This is a genomic window from Bacteriovorax sp. Seq25_V (assembly GCF_000447795.1).
GTDB lineage: Bacteria > Bdellovibrionota > Bacteriovoracia > Bacteriovoracales > Bacteriovoracaceae > Halobacteriovorax_A.
In genome coordinates this window covers 331,100-349,154 of the sequence record NZ_AUNI01000020.1, presented here as the reverse complement: position 1 = coordinate 349,154, position 18,055 = coordinate 331,100, and the positions used below count along the sequence as shown (strand labels likewise).

At 36.7% G+C, this 18,055-nt stretch carries 21 protein-coding genes; 11 read left to right on the top strand and 10 right to left on the bottom strand.

Annotated elements, in window-relative coordinates:
- Positions 1 to 180 precede the first annotated feature (180 nt).
- Complete coding sequence (locus tag M900_RS14400) at positions 181 to 816, top strand: DUF4360 domain-containing protein (protein WP_021275389.1); 636 nt, start codon at positions 181 to 183, stop codon at positions 814 to 816.
- Between the two features lie 58 nt (positions 817 to 874).
- On the opposite strand, the gene M900_RS14395 is transcribed toward M900_RS14400, so the two are convergent.
- Positions 875 to 1,363: a CarD family transcriptional regulator gene (locus M900_RS14395; RefSeq protein ID WP_021275672.1), complete on the bottom strand. Its 489-nt coding sequence runs from the start codon at positions 1,361 to 1,363 to the stop codon at positions 875 to 877.
- Positions 1,364 to 1,715: 352 nt separating this feature from the next.
- Here M900_RS14395 and M900_RS14390 point away from each other — a divergent pair, with 352 nt between their 5' ends.
- Both M900_RS14390 and M900_RS14385 read left to right on the top strand, forming a co-directional pair.
- On the top strand, positions 1,716 to 2,894 hold the full coding sequence (locus tag M900_RS14390; RefSeq protein ID WP_021275537.1) for a hypothetical protein: 1,179 nt from the start codon (positions 1,716 to 1,718) through the stop codon (positions 2,892 to 2,894).
- Positions 2,895 to 2,957: 63 nt separating this feature from the next.
- The gene (locus M900_RS14385) at positions 2,958 to 3,320 is read left to right on the top strand and encodes a hypothetical protein (RefSeq protein ID WP_021275501.1); all 363 of its coding nucleotides are present in this window, start codon (positions 2,958 to 2,960) and stop codon (positions 3,318 to 3,320) included.
- Here M900_RS14385 and M900_RS14380 read toward each other — a convergent pair.
- Together M900_RS14380 and M900_RS14375 are read right to left on the bottom strand one after the other, a co-directional pair.
- Complete coding sequence (locus tag M900_RS14380; RefSeq protein ID WP_021275467.1) at positions 3,317 to 4,696, bottom strand: sensor histidine kinase; 1,380 nt, start codon at positions 4,694 to 4,696, stop codon at positions 3,317 to 3,319. The two genes, M900_RS14385 and M900_RS14380, sit on opposite strands and share 4 nt — an antisense overlap.
- Positions 4,689 to 5,165, bottom strand: coding sequence for a hypothetical protein (locus M900_RS14375; RefSeq protein ID WP_021275580.1), 477 nt, complete (start codon positions 5,163 to 5,165; stop codon positions 4,689 to 4,691). The genes M900_RS14380 and M900_RS14375 overlap by 8 nt, the downstream gene beginning before the upstream one ends.
- Before the next feature lie 67 nt (positions 5,166 to 5,232).
- On the opposite strand from M900_RS14375, the gene M900_RS14370 reads away from it, so the two are divergent.
- The gene (locus M900_RS14370; RefSeq protein ID WP_021275398.1) at positions 5,233 to 5,751 is read left to right on the top strand and encodes an acyl-CoA thioesterase; all 519 of its coding nucleotides are present in this window, start codon (positions 5,233 to 5,235) and stop codon (positions 5,749 to 5,751) included.
- Here the strand turns inward: M900_RS14370 and M900_RS14365 are convergent.
- The 4 genes from M900_RS14365 to sucC form a co-directional block, all read right to left on the bottom strand.
- The gene (locus tag M900_RS14365) at positions 5,738 to 6,214 is read right to left on the bottom strand and encodes a hypothetical protein (protein ID WP_021275321.1); all 477 of its coding nucleotides are present in this window, start codon (positions 6,212 to 6,214) and stop codon (positions 5,738 to 5,740) included. The genes M900_RS14370 and M900_RS14365 overlap by 14 nt on opposite strands.
- A gap of 439 nt (positions 6,215 to 6,653) precedes the next feature.
- Positions 6,654 to 7,076: a nucleoside-diphosphate kinase gene (ndk, locus tag M900_RS14360; RefSeq protein WP_021275659.1), complete on the bottom strand. Its 423-nt coding sequence runs from the start codon at positions 7,074 to 7,076 to the stop codon at positions 6,654 to 6,656.
- Between the two features lie 93 nt (positions 7,077 to 7,169).
- A complete protein-coding gene (sucD, locus tag M900_RS14355) occupies positions 7,170 to 8,045 on the bottom strand; it encodes a succinate--CoA ligase subunit alpha (RefSeq protein ID WP_021275296.1) in 876 nt (291 codons plus the stop codon).
- Positions 8,045 to 9,217, bottom strand: coding sequence for an ADP-forming succinate--CoA ligase subunit beta (gene sucC, locus M900_RS14350; RefSeq protein ID WP_021275392.1), 1,173 nt, complete (start codon positions 9,215 to 9,217; stop codon positions 8,045 to 8,047). The genes sucD and sucC overlap by 1 nt, the downstream gene beginning before the upstream one ends.
- Before the next feature lie 187 nt (positions 9,218 to 9,404).
- On the opposite strand from sucC, the gene M900_RS14345 reads away from it, so the two are divergent.
- Complete coding sequence (locus tag M900_RS14345) at positions 9,405 to 10,304, top strand: MBL fold metallo-hydrolase (RefSeq protein WP_021275615.1); 900 nt, start codon at positions 9,405 to 9,407, stop codon at positions 10,302 to 10,304.
- Here the strand turns inward: M900_RS14345 and M900_RS14340 are convergent.
- Positions 10,288 to 11,730, bottom strand: a complete 1,443-nt coding sequence (locus M900_RS14340) for a DUF4339 domain-containing protein (RefSeq protein ID WP_021275463.1) — start codon at positions 11,728 to 11,730, stop codon at positions 10,288 to 10,290. The genes M900_RS14345 and M900_RS14340 overlap by 17 nt on opposite strands.
- Positions 11,731 to 11,754: 24 nt before the next feature.
- Between M900_RS14340 and M900_RS14335 the strand changes: the two genes are divergently transcribed.
- A complete protein-coding gene (locus tag M900_RS14335; RefSeq protein WP_021275370.1) occupies positions 11,755 to 12,663 on the top strand; it encodes an arginase family protein in 909 nt (302 codons plus the stop codon).
- A gap of 280 nt (positions 12,664 to 12,943) precedes the next feature.
- Here M900_RS14335 and M900_RS14330 read toward each other — a convergent pair whose 3' ends face one another.
- Entirely contained in the window at positions 12,944 to 13,183 is a 240-nt protein-coding gene (locus tag M900_RS14330; protein ID WP_021275453.1) for a hypothetical protein, read from the bottom strand.
- Between the two features lie 18 nt (positions 13,184 to 13,201).
- Between M900_RS14330 and M900_RS14325 the strand changes: the two genes are divergently transcribed.
- Both M900_RS14325 and M900_RS14320 read left to right on the top strand, forming a co-directional pair.
- Complete coding sequence (locus M900_RS14325; RefSeq protein ID WP_021275503.1) at positions 13,202 to 13,738, top strand: YceI family protein; 537 nt, start codon at positions 13,202 to 13,204, stop codon at positions 13,736 to 13,738.
- Between the two features lie 62 nt (positions 13,739 to 13,800).
- On the top strand, positions 13,801 to 14,352 hold the full coding sequence (locus M900_RS14320) for a CBS domain-containing protein (RefSeq protein ID WP_021275534.1): 552 nt from the start codon (positions 13,801 to 13,803) through the stop codon (positions 14,350 to 14,352).
- Here the strand turns inward: M900_RS14320 and M900_RS14315 are convergent.
- A complete protein-coding gene (locus M900_RS14315) occupies positions 14,349 to 15,206 on the bottom strand; it encodes an MBL fold metallo-hydrolase (protein ID WP_021275660.1) in 858 nt (285 codons plus the stop codon). The genes M900_RS14320 and M900_RS14315 overlap by 4 nt on opposite strands.
- Before the next feature lie 115 nt (positions 15,207 to 15,321).
- Here M900_RS14315 and M900_RS14310 point away from each other — a divergent pair, with 115 nt between their 5' ends.
- The 3 genes from M900_RS14310 (at position 15,322) to M900_RS14300 (ending at position 18,050) form a co-directional block, all read left to right on the top strand.
- A complete protein-coding gene (locus M900_RS14310; protein WP_021275664.1) occupies positions 15,322 to 15,978 on the top strand; it encodes a Crp/Fnr family transcriptional regulator in 657 nt (218 codons plus the stop codon).
- Positions 15,979 to 16,054: 76 nt separating this feature from the next.
- On the top strand, positions 16,055 to 16,852 hold the full coding sequence (locus tag M900_RS14305) for a sulfite exporter TauE/SafE family protein (RefSeq protein WP_021275634.1): 798 nt from the start codon (positions 16,055 to 16,057) through the stop codon (positions 16,850 to 16,852).
- Positions 16,824 to 18,050 carry an FAD/NAD(P)-binding oxidoreductase gene (locus tag M900_RS14300; RefSeq protein WP_021275555.1) on the top strand — a complete coding sequence of 409 codons (1,227 nt, stop codon included), beginning with the start codon at positions 16,824 to 16,826 and terminating at the stop codon, positions 18,048 to 18,050. The genes M900_RS14305 and M900_RS14300 overlap by 29 nt, the downstream gene beginning before the upstream one ends.
- Positions 18,051 to 18,055 lie beyond the last annotated feature (5 nt).

Genomic DNA, 18,055 nt, shown 5'->3' with positions numbered 1-18,055 from the left:
AAGTGGAAATTACTAAAAACACGTTTATGGCCTCTATTTGGCCATACCACGTGTTCTAGAAAGTGTACAAAAAACTTGTTTGCTATTTTCTTTTTTTATTTGCACGTGCATTCTGGGTTCAAGAGAGAAACGCGAAAGCGATGGGAGATCTCAATTAACAATCTTTTGGAGGGATGTTTTATGAAAAAATTATTACTAGGACTTTTAACTCTTGCAAGTATTTCAAACATGGCACTAGCAAATGATGATCTAAGACTAGGTGAACCAGGTTACGGTGGTTCAGGTTGTCCAGCTGGTTCAGCTTCAGCAACACTTTCGCCAGATAGTAAGTCTCTATCAATTATCTTTGATGAATATATCGTAGAGGCAGGTGGTAGCACAGGAAAGTCACTCGATAGAAAGAACTGTTCAATTGCGATTCCTGTTCACGTTCCTCAAGGATTTAGTGTTTCAATCATCGATATTGACTACAGGGGATTTAACTCTCTTCCAAGAGGAGCAATGTCAAGATTTTCGGCAGAATATTTCTTTGCAGGGATGAGAGGACCAAGAGTACAAAAAGATTTTAGAGGTGGGCTAGATGAAGATTACATCATCTCAAACAAATTAGGACTTAACGCTACTGTTTGGTCAAAATGTGGAGCTGACGTGAACCTTCGTATCAACTCTTCTTTAATGGTTAGAAATACAAATAGAAGAATGGAAGCCTTAACGACTGTTGACTCAGCAGATATCAATGGTGGACTTGTTTATCACTTAGCATGGAAAAGATGTAACCAAGCTCAGGACGATGATTTCTTTGATGGTGTATTCTAAGAATTCGCCTTCTATTCCGATACACACTCAAAAAAAAAGCGGTCTTAGGACCGCTTTTTTATTGTGCTTGAGTTGCCTCAAATACGTTTTCAATTTTCTTTTTGACATCAGTTTTTTCTTCACCTTTTGTCAGTGCAATTTCTTGAACTAGTAAATCTCTACATTGCTCAAGCATTTTCTTCTCTCCGAATGAGAGATTTTTCTTATTCTTTAATAAGAAGAGTGATCTAAGTACATCGGCTATTTCAAGAAGAGAACCCGTCTTAACTTTTGCCATATAATCACGGTGTCTTCTATTCCAAGTTGAGTTATCAACTTTCACGTCGTGATCATGTAAGAGTTCAAATACTTCTTCAATCTGACTATTTTCGACTAATTGCCTGATTCCTGTTTCACTATTTGTAGGAACCATTACAGTCATACCGTTGGCGATCACTTTAATGATGTAAAATGATAAGGTTGCATCCCCCATCACTCTTTCTTCAATATCGACAATTTGCCCAACTCCGTGACCAGGACAAACCGCGTATTCGCCAATGTTAAACATTACATACCTCCAAGGGTCGTTATACCAACACAGTTATATCGCAAAGCAGCAATGCATACAATGGAGCTTGAAATATTTTCATAGTTTAGACGTGAAAAATTAACCCAAAATAGACATATAAGAATTATTTGATAGACAATAATAATCGCTGATTAGAAGGCGAATCTTAACGCGCCAATAGCCTGAATTTATTGAAAATTAACCTCGCCTTCGAGCAAGTTCATGATAGAACGATCATTCAATTCCTATGAATATTGTCACTTTATACCAATACTTAATGTTTAGCGGCGATTAGTATAGTAAAATGTATAGTCTTGCTACCAAGCTTTAGTATTTTAAGATAATAAGGCTCATGCGCTTATTAAGCTTCTTCCTATTTCTTTGTTTTCAATTAAACACTCTTGCGAGTGTCTGGGAATCAACACGTGACTGGGAGCTAGAAGACCTTAAAGGCTACTCTCATTGGATCGAAACTGAACTTAAGCATGACATCTTTTCAAATAAGGATGGCCCATACTACGGTATTGAAACAGACTGTGCTGATGCTGTATTTGCACTAATGATAATTTATAGTTACGAGAATAAGCTCTCACTCAGTATCAAGTTTTCGGAAGGCCACATTCTATCTAATACAACGGCACAGTTTGACGATTTGTCTGAGTTAGAAAGAATCAAAAGTTTTATCAAGCTGATTTCAAAAAGTGGTGGGACATACGCCCTGGCCCGCTATAATAGTGCAGCTCTAAAATTAGACAAGCTTAGACCTGGAGATATTTATATATCGTCGAGTGATAAGAGTAATCACGCGGCCATCATAAAGTCTTTTTTAGGAACAGGGCACTTTCGCCTATTTTCTTCTACAACTCCAGCTCTTATTCGTCCTCTTGCTGAAACCCAGGGGCATCCAGGACACATGACGAGCGAAGCTCCGTGGGGATTTAAACGACCAATGCCTTACAACTTAGTTAAGCAATTTGAAAAGACAGAATCTTTCTCTCTTGAGCAGTATCCATTAGCAAATAAGCTAGGTGATAAGTTTTTTAGTTATGTAACTGATATGTACGCAGTTGAAAAAGATACAATTGCAAAGTCTATAACAAGAAGGATTGATAATATCTGTCGTATGCTCGATGCTCGAAAATTTGCCATTGACTCTGCGCTTGAAAGAATCGAAGTTCAGGGTCGATGCCTTTCTGGTTCTCAAATAGAACTTTATTCAACTCCCACAAGAGATGGAAATATCAAGGCGGCCTTTTATCGACTTATGAATGCTTGGAAAAAAATTAGAAAAACAAATGCAACTGTAGAAGATGAAGATTATAAAATACTTGAATACATTCTTGGTAAGGACACAAGTACCGATTCTAAAAATATCACTTTTCTTAGATGTCCAATGACTATTCAGGGCGCCAAGTACGATCTCAGAGACTATTTTATGGCCCTTTACTATGGAAAGCTCTCCTCAAATCCAAATGATAGTGAATTGTCGCGCTGGGGAATTGGCGGCTCTTCAAAGGCATGTTTTCCATAAATAATAATTGACGATATCCCTTTTGTATTAAATGATATTTAAAAGTAAACAAAAGGACATATTGTGAAACTACTACTCATTTCGTTTATCACTCTATCTACACTAGCAACAGAATATACAACATCAATCTATTCTTCATTTTTAAAGCTTGAAAATGTTGAGTTTGAAAGAGCTTACTTAATGGATGGCAAGATTAATCGTGGAAAAGTTGTTAGAGCTACAAATGATGAAGATTTCCCTGTTTGTATCGTAAGCTTAATCACAGAAGGGCACAATATTAAGAATGAATTTTTTAATAATGGAAAAGTTATCATTCAACCAGGTAGAACTGAGCCTCTAGGTGGATTTACACAAATTAATCCAAGAAAAAGCTGGAACGCGAAATGGGTTCACATCAGAAGAAAGAAAATTAGCTCTTGTAATTAAGAAAACTTTGGAAGTGTAATGAGGAACTCTGTGTTAACAGAGTTCACATTGAACTTTAATGTCCCATTGAAGCTTTCGATAATTTGCCTAGAAATACCGAGTCCAAGTCCAGTTCCTCTATCTTTTTTACTCGAATAGAAGACCTCAAAAACTTTATCCGAGTTTTTAATATTGCTAGCATGACCTGAATCCATAAAAGAAATAGTAATAACTTCATGATCTTCCTTAATGGTAAGCTTTATCCATTTTTCATCATCATTAAGGATTGCCTCAACTGAGTTATTTAATAAATTCGTCAGGACTTGAATCAACTGGACGGATTTTCCAAAGAGACAATTTCTCGATGTCACCTGACTGTCGATGTATAAGTTAATACCTTCAATATGTAAGCGGTGCTCAACAAGTTCTTTAAATTCAAAAATACAGTCATCGATATCATATCTTTCGTTATCAACGTCGTTTGAATTTTTAGCGAGTAATTTAATACCTTTAATAATGCGATCAATTCGACGAGACTGTTCTCTGACGCTTGCAATACCTTTAATAATTTTTTCATCATATCCATCTGAGATAATGCTTTTTTCCAGGTTTGCAAGACGCCAAAGAATGATGGACAAAGGATTGTTAATTTCGTGAGCAACTGTAGCTGAAAATTCACCAAGAGATGCCATTTTCGAGGCATTAATAATTCTTAATTGACCGTCTTTAACTGTTTTCTCGAGACGCTTTCTTCGAGCGATTAAAATAAGAAGAGTGATTACTAAAGTTAAAGTCAATATTCCAAGTCCGATCAGAAAATATTTATTATTTCTTTGGCCCTTTTGAATATAGTGAAAATCAACAAGGCGCTCCCTCCAATATGTAGCCTCCATTGTCAGGATTTCTTTTATTAATGTCGAGATGCGGTACTCAATATTATAGAGTTCGACAACATTTACCTCATCACCGGCCTGAACTCTACTTACCTCTGCTTCAAACTGATCGATGATTTCTTTGATCGTATTTTTAGAATTAACAATATTACGAAGAGAAGGATTCCCCTCAATGTCACCGAAGTCATGATCAGCACTTGATCTAAAAAGAGCTAGTGCTGACTTCAACCTAGTTAAAGAGTCTTCAAGCACTGCGAAGTTATTTGTTCGAAGATACTTTTCCATTAAAAAATTAGAATCATATAGAGCATTTGAGACTTGCAAATGAACGCGTGAGTACAATCTATTATTATAGATATTTGTCTTACTATCATAGGAATTCAAATTTCCTATGATAAAAAAAATTAAAATCATGATGAGAAATACAAGGGCACTTAGAATTTTTGCCTTTCTATTAATATTATCATGATCACTATCGAGAATTTGATAATCTTCTTTATTCAAATTTTAACTCGCTTACCATCCAAACCCAAGGAGCACCTTCTAGAACGAGATTGTCTTTGGATATCACCCCAAGACCACTTCGAACAATTCGAAGGGGTCCCATTCTCTCAACAGTTATATACTTGCCATCTTCTTTGAAAACAAAATAAAGATTCTTTGCGACAGGACTGCCTTTTTCAATTTTAATTTTATAAAGGTTGATTGCTGTAACATCGACAGTCTTTGCCTCTGGAGCAAAAACTTTAAAAATATCATCAATTGAAAGTCCTTCAAAATCAATTTCCTTATCACTTGTGTAAGGGTCATTAATTTTAACTTTTTGAATACCAAACTTTTCAAGATAGTTAACTTGAAACTCTTTGCTAATTCCTTCTTTGATTTTTCCAGAAACTTTGATTTTCTCACGAGGCACAATACTTGCTGCATTTGCCAAACAAAGAAAAGTAAACAAAAATAGAACTTTCAACATTAAACTTCCTTTATTTTATTTAGAAATATTGGAACAAATAATTATTTAAAAATCAAGGCGCATATAAATGAATTTTAGGACTCCACATCATATTCTCAGATGGATATTTATTCCAAAGCAATCCTTTCTTGAAGAGTTCAAATTAAATTTCGTTGTCATGCCTCTTGATATTGATTTTAACTTACACCTCAACAATGCAAAGTACCTCGGTTTTATGGATATAGGTCGAATGGATGCAACCGTGCGCTCGGGACTGTTTAAAGCGGCTTTAAAGTATAAATGGCAGGCTGTAGCGGCCTCTGTGAATATTGTATTTAGAAGAGAAATTCCACCTTTTGCGAGGTTTTCTCTTGTCACTAAACTTATTTCGTTTGACGACAAATGGTTCTATGTTGAACAGGATTTCATTCACAAGGGAAAGCTTTGCGCAAAGGCAATTGTTAAAGTTGGAATGTTAAAAGGTAAGCTGATTGAGCCGAAGTATGTCTTAGAAAAAATGGGCATCACTGACGTTAATCTTGAGATGCCCGAGTATTTAAAAGAATTAATTCAAGGTGAGAAAGACTTTATTGCTACAACGAAGTAACCTGACAACCAAGAGTTCTACTTGCTCCCCAATGATCTGAAACCCAAGACATTATTAGTATGGCCTTAAACTCGCTGCCAACATGAAGATCAGATATTGAGGAGATTGGTAAAAGAAAACTTGTATACCCAAAAAATCCTTCTTCACCATTCACTTCATCAAGACCAGATGTATAATCAAACTGTACGTGGCCTTTATACTTTCTTGGTTTATAACTCTTGTTATTAGTGATTACCTTTTCAGACGAACCATTAAATTCATACCAAGGACTTCCTTCATCAGCATCAACAGCAAATGAAATATTTCTATCTTTAATGTGATACTCTCCATCTCCAAAACTTTTGAGTGTAAACGACATTTCAACGTCTAGCCCAAAATCTTGCTCAATTTGATAGAATGACTCACATTTAATATTTGCAGCGAAGATTGATACAGAAAATAGAAGTGTAAAAAGAAATTTCATATGTCCCCCCTAAGAACTTGACTTAGGGGTTTATACAAATATCAGACTGCAACGTAAAATAGATAAATAGAATGAACTCAATCTAATAAATAGATAGTAAACGCAGATTGTGAACTTAGAACGAGGACATTCGCACATCGTCGACTTCGGCTCCTGCCTCTCGTCGACATACCGTCCATCGGGCCATCGTCGACTTCGGCTCCTGCCTCCCGTCGACATACCATCCATCCTGGACATAAAATTAGTATCTTGGAAGAACTTCCCTTCGCCGAACTCTAAGGCAAAGTATTTCGTTTTACATCTTCATTACAAGTTGAAAAGTGACACTGTCACTTTTCATCGGCGAAGTATCTCAGAAGTACCTTCTTCTCCAAGAATGAAGCAAAAAGGCCCTGCATTAAGCAGGGCCTCATTGTATTTCAAAATATAATTTTAAAAATTAGTATCTTGGAAGAACTTCATTCTTGTCGAAGAAGTAATTGATTTCTCTTTCTGCAGCAGAAGCTGAATCAGATCCGTGAACAGCGTTTTCACCGATTGATTTTGCGTAAAGCTTTCTTAGAGTTCCTTCCTCAGCTTCAGCTGGGTTAGTTGCTCCCATAATTTTTCTATTTTTCTCAACAGCGTTTTCACCTTCAAGAACCATTAATACAACTGGAGCTGAAGTCATGAATGCTACTAGTTCACCAAAGAATGGTCTTTCTTTGTGCTCAATATAGAATCCTTCTGCTTTTTCTTTTGAAAGGTGAGTAAGTTTTGCAGCAGCAATTCTTAGCCCTTCGCTTTCAAATTTCTTAATGATGTTCCCAATGTTGTTATCAAGTACCGCATTTGGCTTAATAATACTAAACGTTCTTTCCATTGTATTGTCTCCTTAACGAATAAAATCTAATTATCTACAGCTATAATGGGATACTCGTAAAATGGCAAGTATCCCGGCTCAAATCAAAAATAACTATTTAGATTTAAGAACAGCTTCCATTTTTTCACCAAGCTCAGCAGGTGAACGACATACAGTAATTCCACACTCAGCTAGGATTTTAAACTTAGCTTCAGCAGTATCATCACCACCAGAGATTAGAGCACCTGCATGACCCATTCTCTTACCTGCTGGAGCTGAAGCTCCTGCGATGAACGATACAACTGGCTTCGTCATATTTTTTTGGATCCATCTTGCAGCGTCAGCTTCTGCTGAACCACCGATCTCACCGATCATGATAACTGCTTCTGTTTCTGGATCTTTTTCAAATAGTTCAAGAACGTCAATGAAGTTAGTTCCGTTAACAGGGTCACCACCGATACCAACACATGTTGATTGACCAATATCTCTTTGAGTTAATTGGAAAACCGCTTCATATGTAAGAGTACCTGAACGTGATACAACACCAACTTTACCTGGCATATGAATATGACCTGGCATAATTCCAATCTTACACTCACCTGGAGTGATAACACCTGGACAGTTTGGTCCAATTAGTTTCGACTTAGAACCTTGTAGCGCTGCTTTTACTTTAATCATATCAATAATAGGAATCCCTTCAGTAATCGCGATGATTAGAGGAATTTCTGCGTCGATACACTCAAGAATTGAATCAGCTGCAAATGGAGGAGGAACCATAACCATGGCCGCGTTTGCACCAGTTTTATCAATTGCTTCTCTTACTGTATTAAAAACAGGAAAACCTTCGTGGACAGTTCCACCCTTACCTGGAGTTACACCACCAACAAAGTTAGTTCCGTAATCTCTAGATTGAAGAGAGTGAAATGTACCTTGCTTACCAGTGAAACCAACAGTGATTAACTTAGTATCTCTATTAATTAAAATGGCCATTACGCATCTCCTTTTGCCGCTGCTACTGCTTTTTTAGCAGCATCTGCTAAATCGTCTGCAGCAATGATATCAAGGTCAGACTCATTAAGAATTTTCTTACCAAGAGCAACGTTTGTACCTTCAAGTCTTACAACGAGAGGAACTTTTAAACTTAATTCTTTTGCAGCAGCGATAACACCTTCTGCAATAATGTCACACTTCATGATCCCACCAAAGATATTAACTAGAATAGCTTTTACGTTTGGATCAGAAAGAATAATTGAAAATGCTTTTTGAACAGCTTCTTTAGTTGCCCCACCACCTACGTCAAGGAAGTTAGCAGGAGCTCCACCGTGAAGCTTAATGATGTCCATTGTACCCATCGCAAGACCAGCACCGTTTACTAGACAACCAATATTTCCATCAAGCTCGATATAAGAAAGACCAAAAGCAGAAGCTTCAAGTTCTTTTTCCGATTCTTCAGTTACGTCTCTTAGAGCTTCGATTTCTTTATGTCTAAAAAGAGCATTGTCATCAAAGTTAAGTTTAGCATCAAGAGCTAGAATCTCACCTTGCTTAGTTTTAACAAGAGGGTTGATCTCAGCTATTGAGCAATCATACTTAACGTACATATCATAAAGCCCTTTAAAGAACTTTGATGCTTCAGATACTTCTTCTTTAGTTTTTAAACCAATACCGTAAGCAAGTTTTCTTGCTACATATGGAGTAAATCCTGCACCTGGCTCTACAGCAACTTTAATGATCTTCTCTGGAGTTTCTTCTGCGATCTTTTCAATCTCAACACCACCTTCCGCTGATGCCATCATTGTGATCTTTCCAGTGTTCCTATCAAGAACAACACCTGCATAGTACTCGTGATCAATGTCACAACCTTCTTCAATAAGAAGTGTTAAAACTTTCTTACCTTCAGGACCAGTTTGGTGAGTTACAAGAGTCTTACCTAAGATCTCTGTTGCGTGTGCTTTAACTTCATCAAGAGTCTTAGCAAGCTTAACACCACCAGCTTTACCACGCCCACCTGCGTGAATTTGTGCTTTAACAACCCAGATGTTTCCACCGAGTTTCTTTGCCGCTTCAACCGCCTCATCAACAGTTTTAGCAACATGACCATTAAGAACCTTAAGACCTTCTTTTCTCATTAGGTCTTTGGCCTGGTACTCATGTACGTTCATAAGTTCTCCTCTATTTAATTGAACTTTTAAATGGATGTAACTGGCCTTATGATAGACCTCGAACCCCTATCTTCCTAGGAGCAACGCTTCATAAATTGCCGTTTTTTTTGGAATTTATTGTTTAATATCGATAATGTTGCTACCGTATCGGCATATTATATTCGAAACTATTGGAGAAATGATAGATATGAGTGAAAAAAATAAGAACTCTTGTGAAATCAAAAACTTTTGCATCAGTCCAGGTTTATTTAGACTCGACGGTGGCGCAATGTATGGGATTATTCCTCGCCCACTCTGGGAGAAAGTCTCACCACCTGACGAACTCAACAGAATTGATCTAGACCTTAGGCTTTGGCTTATCCAAACAGCTGACAAAAACATTTTAGTTGATACAGGAATTGGTGATTATCATGGTGATAAATTTGATAGCCGATTTGATGTAAGACAAAAAAGAGACCCTCTTGAAGAAACACTCAAAGCTTTAAGTCTTAGTACCAAAGATATCACTGACCTTGTCATCAGTCATCTCCACTTCGACCACATTGGCGGTTTGACTAAAAATGTTGATGATAAACTTGTAAGTGTTTTTGAAAATGCCACAATTCACCTTCACTCTAAACACTGGGAATATTCAAAGAATCCAACACAAAGAGATGCTGGCTCTTTTCACTATGATACATTTGCCCCAATTATTGACGAAGCTAACAAAGCAGGAAAAATAAATTGGCTCGATGGAGAAGAAGGTACGGTACTAAAAATAAGTGATGATAAAAATCTCTACTTTAAGTGTTCTCATGGTCACACACCTTTTCTTGCTCATCCTTATACTGATGAATTCATCTACCTTGCTGACTTAATTCCAACATCAAATCACGTTAGTATTCCTTGGGTCATGGGCTACGATATTAGTCCAGGGATTACAACAGAAAACAAAGTAGAATTTCTCGATATGATTATTGAAAAAGATTTAAAGCTGATTTTTGAACATGACACAAAGTTCTGGGGAGCAAAAGTTAGTAAAGACCCAAAGAAAGGTTATTACTGCAGCGAACTCTTTGTAAAAGAATCCCCTATATCGCAGATTTAACTTCTTCTAGTTGAAGTTTGATCGAATCTCTAATCTTTTGAATCTTTTCTTTATGCTCATCGATATAAACGGTGAGCGCTTCTCTTTTAGCTAATCTAATTTTTGAAGTTACTTTTGTATACTTACTAATATCTGCAGAAAGCTCCGAACTCATGGCCGCAATATCTTTTGCAACACCATGGATCTGCTCACTAATTTCTTGTAGAACTGCACGTTGTACAGAAGTCACATAAAGCTTTTCATAATCTTCAAGAATAATACTTTGTAAAAGTGGACCTGCTTGCATTTGATAGCGCTTTTCAAACTCACTACGACATTCTTTACCTGTGTTAAAGTTCAAAGATAGACGATAATGAAGTGACAATGAGGTTAAAATAGAGTCAACAGTCTGCAGTTTCTGATCAAGAGAAATCAGTATTTCCTTTTCGTGTATTTTCTTATTCGCCTGAATTGTTTGAATTTGCTTCTTATATTCAGATAAACTCGCAGGGATAAGGTAAGAGTCATTTTCGAAGTAAAACTCATTTGGTTTTTTCAAGACAAAGTTTTTAAGCTTATGCCAAGGATCAATTACCTTCGCAAGAAATCTTACATGATAAAGTCCCTGCACAATTCTTTCACCTTCAATGAAGTCGAAATCATCAAATTTAACAACGCCTTCTTTAAGAGTTGCAGAGGAATGAAATGAGATTTTGTCTGTATAGCTATCAACGCCAATTCTTTTAAACTCGGCCCTTACAATAGCATCTGAGCTTAGATTAGAACTTCCATAAATAACTTCACTACTCTTATCAAGACCAAGGTTGACGTAGAACTTAGACCCCTGTTGTTTCGTTTGTAGCTGATCAAGCACATCGATAGAGACATTTTTAAACAATGTAGGTCTTGATTCTGATGGAACAAGTACGAGAAAAGAAAAAACAACAAAGAGAAGAGAAAAGACAACACCTACTGCGAAAGTATAAACTGGAAATGATCGTTTTTCTTCATGATGAGATTCATTAGAGTCTATCTCAGCTTCGAAATCATCCTCGGCTTCGAACTCATTCACGGCCTCATCTTCACCCTCTTCGTTTCCAGAAGTTTCATCAATTAAAAGTTCAGCTTCCCCATCTTCATACTCAAGAAGAGCATCGTCGAGCGGATCAAGACCTGACTCTTCCTCGAGATCCATAGGGATATTTGGAAGTTCAGGTTCTATACTTGGTAATGGCGGAAGGTCCGGAAAATCAGGCAAAGGTGGTGGTACAACTTCAGCCTCAAGTAGACCTTGAGCCTGAAAAAAAGGAATCCAAGAAGGCATGCCCTTTCTTAAGCAAAGAGTAAATTCCTTTATCTCCCCTGCCTGAGCAAGTTTTAGTAATTCACTGGCCGAAAATGGGCCCTTGTTTTTACCATCTTGGTTAATGTACCATTGTTTATTCATAGCAATATTGTATAGGAAATATATATGAGATGGGAAGAAGTTAATAAAAATTTATCGTCACGAGTTGATGATTCAATCAAAGCAAAAATTAATAACACAAATAAAAATATCAAAGAAAATGTTCATCTCATCACAAGCTCAAGTGATACGGGAGTGATTAGAAACGGTGGACGCAACGGAAGTCTTTATGGACCACGTGCGATTATGGCCACGCTTTCAAAGATGGCAAATACAAACACGAATAAAAATATTTTTCATTCTGAAACTGTTACCAACGAGGATGAGAACTTTGACAGATTTCAAGTTGAGCAAACAGAGTTGATTAAAAATCTTCTAAACAAAGGCGACTCTACCATTCACATTGGATCTGGCCACGATGGGATTTATCCTTTTATTAAGGCCATCGCTGCCACTAATTCCAAAATAGGTGTTATCAATATAGACGCTCATCTCGACACACGTAAAGATCAAGTCCATCACTCTGGTACCCCGTTTAGGCAATTAGCTGATGAACTTGGCGAGAAACTTGAGTTGATACAAATCGGTATTCACGATTTTGCAAATGCCTCTTCAAATTATCAAGATATAAAAATGAATATTGTGACGATGAAAGAGCTTAAGTCACAAACTCAAAATATGAATCAAAATAAATCGTTTATAGAAAACTTATTTTCTAGTTTTAGCGAAAACGCAGTTATAATTATTAGTATCGATATTGATGCAATAGACGGAAGTGAAATGAAAGCAGTAAGTGCCGTTAACCATGACGGTATAACTCTGGCTTTTCTAAGAGAGCTTCTTTCAAGATATAAAGAGATTTATCCAAAACATTATTTAGGACTCTACGAGTACAATCCTCTTTTTGATGATCTTGGAACAACAGGGGCTCGAGCGATTTGCTCATTAATTCACCAGTTTTTTTATTCAAACTAGGCCACAAATTTTTCAGAGCTAACAACCAATAAACACCAAAATATTTAGACCTAGTTTAAATAAAAAAAAACCCGCTAAAGAAATTAGCGGGCTTTTTTGAGAGACATTTTGACGGAGTCGAAAAAATCCTTTTTTCTATCTCCAACACACACACGTATTTATATAAGCAAGAGCCGTGCCAACTTTGGCACACACATGCCAATAGCTAACTATCTGATATTACACACACCAATGGTTTAACTATTGTCAGTACTTTGACTGACACTGGGCGCATACAGGTTTATTTTCTGACACTATCAAGAAACTGACTTAACTTCATCATACCAAAATCTATGGACTCTTGATGGTCAGACAAATTAAAATGACTCCCTACATGCTTAAATATCTTACGAGACTCTTTCAAGACAATATCAATTTCTATAGAGAAGGACTTTGCTTGTTTTAACACAGTGATTCGACCAAGAAGGTTGTCATTACTTGTAAGTTCTATGTAAAATTCCTGAGGATAGTATTCATTCATAATTAATAGGGAGCATATATGTTTTTAATTGCAGCATTACTTACCACTTTCACAGCATCAGCACAATGTTTAAATTTTGATGCAAGCGCAGCTAAGATTCAGTGGACAGCATTTAAAACTCCTGCCAAAGCTGGAGTTAAAGGTTCATTTGATAAGATTACAATTACACCAGTGAAAAACAAGACAGCATTTGATACTCTTTTAAAAGGCTCAAAATTTAGTGTAGATACAGCTTCTGTAAATACAGCAAACCCAGGAAGAGATGCAAAACTAAAAGAGTTCTTCTTTATGGGGACAAAGATTGACGGTGTTGTTACTGGAGTATCAAAAAAAATGATTACGACAGAAATGACAATCAACGGGCAAAAGAGAACAGTTCCTCTAGCGTACACACTTGATGGAACCAAATTAAATGCGAAAGGTACGATTGATGTTTTCGATTTCAGCATGAGTAAACACCTAACAAGTATCAATAATGCATGTAAGGCACTACACGAAGGTAAGACTTGGAACGATGTTAATATCGAACTAGAAGTTAACTTCACAGGCTGTTAATGTCTCTACTTGTATCATTTAAAGGGCAATTCTCACCTCTTCAACTAGAGGTGAAACGACCAATGATACAAAAACCTCAAGAGGTCAATTCAGCACATGAAGTGAGACCTCTTGCAGATTTTGAAGATCGCTCTTCATTCTCTGAAAACTCTCCCAAAAAATCGGCCATAGGTAGTTATCTCAAAAACTCTACAAAAGCATCTCCTTCGATTATTCAAGTTCGAGCGAATGAGATTATGACAAGAAAAATTTTGACAATTAAATCAGATTCTAAACTTGATGAGTTACAAAGTTTTTTTGAAAGCTACAGCTTTCGTCATATTTTAGTTGAAAACAATGACAATCAAATTATTGGAATAATCTCGGATCGAGATTTTTTAAAAAGTCTATCAAGAGGACTGAATTTCAATAACGAGGTTCAAGAAATCATGACAGAGAAAGTGTTTTTTGCAAGCGAACATTCAACGATACAAGAAATTGCGCGCCTGATGTTCTATGAAAATATCAGCTGTATCCCTGTCGCAGATTCAAATTATAAATTAACAGGGATTGTGACGAGTACTGATATTTTAAAATTTCTTATCAGTACTCATAGTATCAATAGCAGGATCTAGAACTTAAGATTTAGGGGTATCTTAAGGTACTGTTTATCATTACTTTCACTTTTTGGAAGATGTCCAGCATCGATATTAACTTGAATACTTGGAAGTAAAAGCTTTGGAGCAGCAAGAGTGGCATCTCTCTTATTTCTAAAATCAATAAACTCTTCTTTAGATGTTGAGGCCTTTAATTGAATATTGTTTGCCTTCAGCTCTCCAATAGTTGTCTGCCAATTATACTCTCTTCCGTTTGGAGCATAATCATGACCAACATAAACAATTGTGTCATCGCTGAGCTTATATAGCTTTTGGATAGAATTATACAAATCCTCAGCACTTCCTTTTGGGAAGTCACAGCGACCAGTTCCCATATCTGGCATAAAGATAGCGTCCCCAGTGAAGATCATATTATCAATTTTATAAGTTAAGCATGCTGGAGTATGACCAGGCGTTGAGATTGCTTCGATCTTAATTGTTCCAGCTTCCAGAACATCTCCCTCATCCATTAAAATATCAAACTGAGATCCATCTGTATCGAGATCGACAAGATTAAAGACTGGTGCAAAAGTTTGCTGTACTAAAGTGATCGCCTTACCAATAACTAGGGCGGCCTCTGGAAAATCTTTCTTAAAAAGAGGTGCCGCTGTTAGGTGATCTGCATGAGCATGTGTCTCAAGAACTTTTTTTAGTTTTAATCCATTATCAAGAATATAATTTTTTACCTTAAGATAAGATTCATTGGTAATTGTTCCAGAATGTGAGTCAAAGTCTAAGACGGAGTCAATTACTACAGCATCTTTAGATTGCTCATCATAAACAACATAAGTCACAGTAAATGTATTTTTATCAAAGAATGATTCAACTTTCATAATTTTCCCTTTTTAAAAGTTCTAATTTAATTTAACAAATGGAGCTGTTAAAAACCATGACCATCGTCAAACTAAAAGACTTTCTTTTTATTTATTTTAACCATAAAATAATTGAATGTTTAGCCAATTTGATAAAAACTTTGATCTTCTTAAGCTTTTGACTAAAGAAGAATGCCAAGAAGTGACCACATTCAATTTCAAAAAAAGTGACATTATTTATAATGAAGGAGATGCCCCCTTGGGCCTCTATTTTATCAATAAGGGCTATATTGGGCTCACTCGCCTCTCAGTATCGGGTAGTGAAACTCTACTTCGAGTTTTCAGCCCTAAATACTTCTTTGGGCATCGTTCGTTGATGGCAAATGAAGCCTATCATGCCAATGCTACGGCCCTCGTAAATAGTGAAATCACCTTCATCCCTAAAGAGTGTTTTTCAAAAATTATAGCTCGAGATAACACGCTACTTGTCTATATCGCCCAGATTTTGGCAAAAGAGTTGAGAATTGCAGAGAATAAGTTCAGCTCTCTTGCTTCAAGTAAGGTGACTGCAAGGATCGTGCAAACCCTCGCCTTCCTTAGAACGAAGTATCCAGATTACAAATGGACGAGAAAAGAAATTGGCGAATACTGTGGGGCGAAGACTGAAACCGTTTCTAGAGTTCTTACAGTTCTTGAAGAGCAAGAATTGATAAAAAAAGATGGACGCAGTATTGAAGTCATTGACTATGAGAGATTGTACTTATTTGCTCAAGATCTCGAAGAAAATAATTAAACATTGATCATCATCATATAAAAAGATGCCCTCCATAAGCTAATATTTATCATGTAACCTATAAATGGGAGATTTTATGATTTTAGCATACCTACTCGCAACACTCATTGGATTGAGTCTAGGTCTTTTAGGCGGTGGCGGGTCTATTTTAACAGTTCCAATTCTTGTCTATGTCGTAAAGATGGATCCTAAAACATCAATTGCACTAAGTTTGGCCATTGTCGGTGCCACGAGTTTAATAGGTTCTATTGGACACTATAGAAAAGGAAATATTAACCTCAAGGTTGCACTAATTTTTGCACCATTCGCCATGATGGGCACATTTGGAGGGGCAAAGCTTTCTGTTTTCATGTCAGGGGCAACTCAGCTAATTCTCTTTGCTATTATTATGCTTATCGCCAGCTTCTTTATGTTCAAGGGAAGAAAAGAAGAAGAAATCGATGAGTCGAAAAAAATAAATTATGCTCTGATTGCTGGACAGGCAATCTTCGTTGGTATCGTAACAGGAATAGTTGGAGTTGGAGGTGGTTTCATTATTGTTCCGGCACTTGTTCTCTTGGCTAATATACGAATGAAACAAGCAGTAGGAACTTCTCTTTTTATTATCGCCCTAAATTCGATCTCTGGCTTTGTAGGTTATTTAAATCTCGTAGAGGTACCATGGTCATTTCTTGGGACTTTCATCATTTTCGCAAGTATTGGTATAATTATTGGAAGTAATCTTATTCAATATGTTTCACAGGCTAAGCTAAAAAAAGCATTTGCTATTTTCTTAGTTGTGATGGGATTTTTCATTCTCTATAAAAATAAAGATAAGTTTTACACTTCAACTCAGGAGTTAAATAATGCAAGAATTGAAAAATTTGTCTCATAAAATTGTCATTATTGGTGGAGGAACAGCAGGAATTACTGTGGCCGCTCAACTTCTAAGGAAAGATCAAGCTCTTGACATTGCAATTATAGAACCTGCAAAGAAACACTACTATCAGCCAATGTGGACACTCGCAGGCGCAGGGATCATTAACAAAGAAGTCACAGAACGCGAAGAAGCTGATGTCATGCCAGAAAATGTAAACTGGATAAAAGAGTTTGTTACAAAAATCCAAGCATCTCAAAATTATATTGAGACGAATAACTCTAAAATTAATTACGACTTTTTAATCGTTGCTCCAGGTCTACGACTTAGACCTGACCTTATTGAAGGACTTGATGGGCGTCTTGATCACCCAGGAATTGGTTCAATCTATGATTACAATACAGTAGATCACTTCTTCAAAGAACTTAATACATTCAAGGGCGGCAAGGCCATTTTCACAATGCCAAACACTGCCATTAAATGTGGAGGAGCTCCTCAAAAAATTATGTATCTCGCACAGAGTTTAATTAAAGATAATCTTGGAGAAGGAAAGTTTGAAACAATTTTTACTTCTGCGAAACAGTCAATTTTTGGAATTGATATCTTTTCAATTGAATTAAACAAGGTTATCGCAAGAAAGAACATTAAGACCAAGTTTGGCCATGACCTAAAAAAAGTCGATCTAAAAAACAAGAAGGCCACTTATAATATCATTAATGGAAATGGTGACGTACTTAATGAAGTAACACTTGATTACGACCTTCTTCATGTGACGCCACCAATGACGGCCCATGACTTCATTCTAGAGTCAGACCTCATTCATGAAGATGGACCTCAGAAAGGATGGCTTGACGTGGACATTCACACGCTTCAACACAAGAAATATAAAAATATTTTTTCTCTTGGAGATGTAGCAGGTCTACCAACAGCAAAGACAGGAGCTGCGGTTAGAAAGCAAGCTCCAGTAGTGGTATCTAACCTTCTATCCTTGATGGCCGATGGTGAAATAAAGATGCCAAAAGAGTATAATGGATATAGCTCATGTCCACTCGTAACTGATGAAGGAAAAGTAATCATGGCCGAATTTGGATATGACAATGTTCTTCTTCCAAGTTTTCCATTTAATCCTGCAAAAGAACGTTACTCAATGTGGCTTATTAAGAGATATTTACTTCCGGTACTATATTGGGAATTCATGTTAAGAGGACAGGCCTAGGCCTG

Coding starts and splice junctions, on each gene's coding strand:
- M900_RS14400 (WP_021275389.1), top strand. CDS start 181: ATGAAAAAATTATTACTAGGACTTTTAACTCTTGCAAGTATTTCAAAC.
- M900_RS14395 (WP_021275672.1), bottom strand. CDS start 1,363: ATGTTTAACATTGGCGAATACGCGGTTTGTCCTGGTCACGGAGTTGGG.
- M900_RS14390 (WP_021275537.1), top strand. CDS start 1,716: ATGCGCTTATTAAGCTTCTTCCTATTTCTTTGTTTTCAATTAAACACT.
- M900_RS14375 (WP_021275580.1), bottom strand. CDS start 5,165: ATGTTGAAAGTTCTATTTTTGTTTACTTTTCTTTGTTTGGCAAATGCA.
- M900_RS14370 (WP_021275398.1), top strand. CDS start 5,233: ATGAATTTTAGGACTCCACATCATATTCTCAGATGGATATTTATTCCA.
- M900_RS14365 (WP_021275321.1), bottom strand. CDS start 6,214: ATGAAATTTCTTTTTACACTTCTATTTTCTGTATCAATCTTCGCTGCA.
- ndk (WP_021275659.1), bottom strand. CDS start 7,076: ATGGAAAGAACGTTTAGTATTATTAAGCCAAATGCGGTACTTGATAAC.
- sucD (WP_021275296.1), bottom strand. CDS start 8,045: ATGGCCATTTTAATTAATAGAGATACTAAGTTAATCACTGTTGGTTTC.
- sucC (WP_021275392.1), bottom strand. CDS start 9,217: ATGAACGTACATGAGTACCAGGCCAAAGACCTAATGAGAAAAGAAGGT.
- M900_RS14345 (WP_021275615.1), top strand. CDS start 9,405: ATGAGTGAAAAAAATAAGAACTCTTGTGAAATCAAAAACTTTTGCATC.
- M900_RS14340 (WP_021275463.1), bottom strand. CDS start 11,730: ATGAATAAACAATGGTACATTAACCAAGATGGTAAAAACAAGGGCCCA.
- M900_RS14335 (WP_021275370.1), top strand. CDS start 11,755: ATGAGATGGGAAGAAGTTAATAAAAATTTATCGTCACGAGTTGATGAT.
- M900_RS14330 (WP_021275453.1), bottom strand. CDS start 13,183: ATGAATGAATACTATCCTCAGGAATTTTACATAGAACTTACAAGTAAT.
- M900_RS14325 (WP_021275503.1), top strand. CDS start 13,202: ATGTTTTTAATTGCAGCATTACTTACCACTTTCACAGCATCAGCACAA.
- M900_RS14320 (WP_021275534.1), top strand. CDS start 13,801: ATGATACAAAAACCTCAAGAGGTCAATTCAGCACATGAAGTGAGACCT.
- M900_RS14315 (WP_021275660.1), bottom strand. CDS start 15,206: ATGAAAGTTGAATCATTCTTTGATAAAAATACATTTACTGTGACTTAT.
- M900_RS14310 (WP_021275664.1), top strand. CDS start 15,322: ATGTTTAGCCAATTTGATAAAAACTTTGATCTTCTTAAGCTTTTGACT.
- M900_RS14305 (WP_021275634.1), top strand. CDS start 16,055: ATGATTTTAGCATACCTACTCGCAACACTCATTGGATTGAGTCTAGGT.
- M900_RS14300 (WP_021275555.1), top strand. CDS start 16,824: ATGCAAGAATTGAAAAATTTGTCTCATAAAATTGTCATTATTGGTGGA.